This is a genomic window from Vibrio sp. Vb0349, from assembly GCF_033338975.1.
The window spans coordinates 1-1,319 of record NZ_JAWOTS010000237.1; the positions used below are offsets into that span (position 1 = coordinate 1).

Annotated in this window: 1 protein-coding gene and 1 pseudogene; one reads left to right on the forward strand and one right to left on the reverse strand. The window is 47.5% G+C overall.

Features of this window, described 5'->3' with window-relative positions; all coding sequences use genetic code 11:
• The coding region (locus R7Q47_RS24855; protein WP_318089953.1) for a response regulator at positions 1 to 961 on the forward strand (961 nt) is incomplete at its 5' end.
• 94 nt (positions 962 to 1,055) lie between these two features.
• On the opposite strand, the pseudogene R7Q47_RS24860 reads toward R7Q47_RS24855, so the two are convergent.
• Positions 1,056 to 1,319, reverse strand: a pseudogene (locus tag R7Q47_RS24860) (hydroxymethylglutaryl-CoA lyase); the annotation flags it as partial.

Sequence of the window (1,319 nt, forward strand, 5' to 3'; positions counted from 1 at the left end):
GCGACAGGAAGGAACGGGCTTAGGGTTGGCAATCTCAAAACGTTTGATCAGCATGTACAACGGTGAGCTTTGTGTGCGCTCGGATTTTGGCAAAGGATCGTGTTTTAGCTTTAGTTTGCAGTTGCCTAAACGAAGTCAGCCTCATTCTGAACCGGTAGAACTGAATGCAAATCGACTATTGTTGATTGATGATTATCAACCGCGCGTGGAACACTTGATGCGCTTAGCTAAAGAGATTGGCATCGAGGTGACTCATCGCAACGATTGGTCTGCGGCGCAGTCTTTGGGCAGAGATTTGGACGATTTTGACCGCATCATCGCGAGCGTGAACAATGCTCAGGATAGAGATGCGCTCTATGAGCTTGATGCGACAGAATCAGCCGCCAAACGGGTACTGTTTCTCGCCCCTTGTGTGATGGAGGAAGGGCTGGCATGGTCGTGCGAACGGGATCGTTTACTGCCGCAACCTGTCACGCAGCATAAACTGCAAACTCTGCTTTCTAGCAAAATACAAAAGCGTCGAGCGCTTTCCTCACAAGACAATCCAGATTTTTCTAATTTGCACCTTTTGGTTGCAGAAGACAGCCATATCAATCGAATATTGATTGAAAAAATGTTGCAAGACACCGGTGTGAAACTGACGTTGGCGGAAGATGGTGTCGAGGCCGTTGAACTCTACAAGCAGCTTTCCCCTGATTTGGTGATTACCGATATTTCTATGCCAAACAAAGATGGTTTTGGTGTGACAAAAGACATTCGTGAGTTGCAGGAAAACGGTGAGTTTCCTTGGTGTCCAATCGTGGCGTTTTCTGCTCACGCGATGCAAGAAGAGCAGCAAAAGAGTATTGCACTAGGGATGAATGATTACCTGACGAAACCAGTTCAGAAAAGCGATTTACTCGATATGATTGCGAAGTGGGGACGCCATATTCAAATGGCTGAAAAGCACGCCTCTGGTTAGTGCTTTTGTGAATCGTACTTGGCCCTAATAAAACGGGCATGTTGTTACGCATGCCCGTTTGTATTTATTGGTTGCTTATCGCGGATGGAGTCTTTTACAAGCTGTGCGGATCACCCAGAGCGAGTGCTACTTTGGAAGACGGACGTTTACCTAACGCACGGCAAATTTGCCAACCTGCTTCATTGATGATGTTGAGATCGACCCCCGTTTCAATCCCGAGCTGTTCACACAGATAAAGCACATCTTCCGTTGCGACATTCCCACTGGCACCTTTCGCGTAAGGGCAGCCCCCTAAACCAGCAACAGCGCTGTCAATGGTGTTGATGCCCATTAACAAGGCTTGGTAAATATTGGCTAG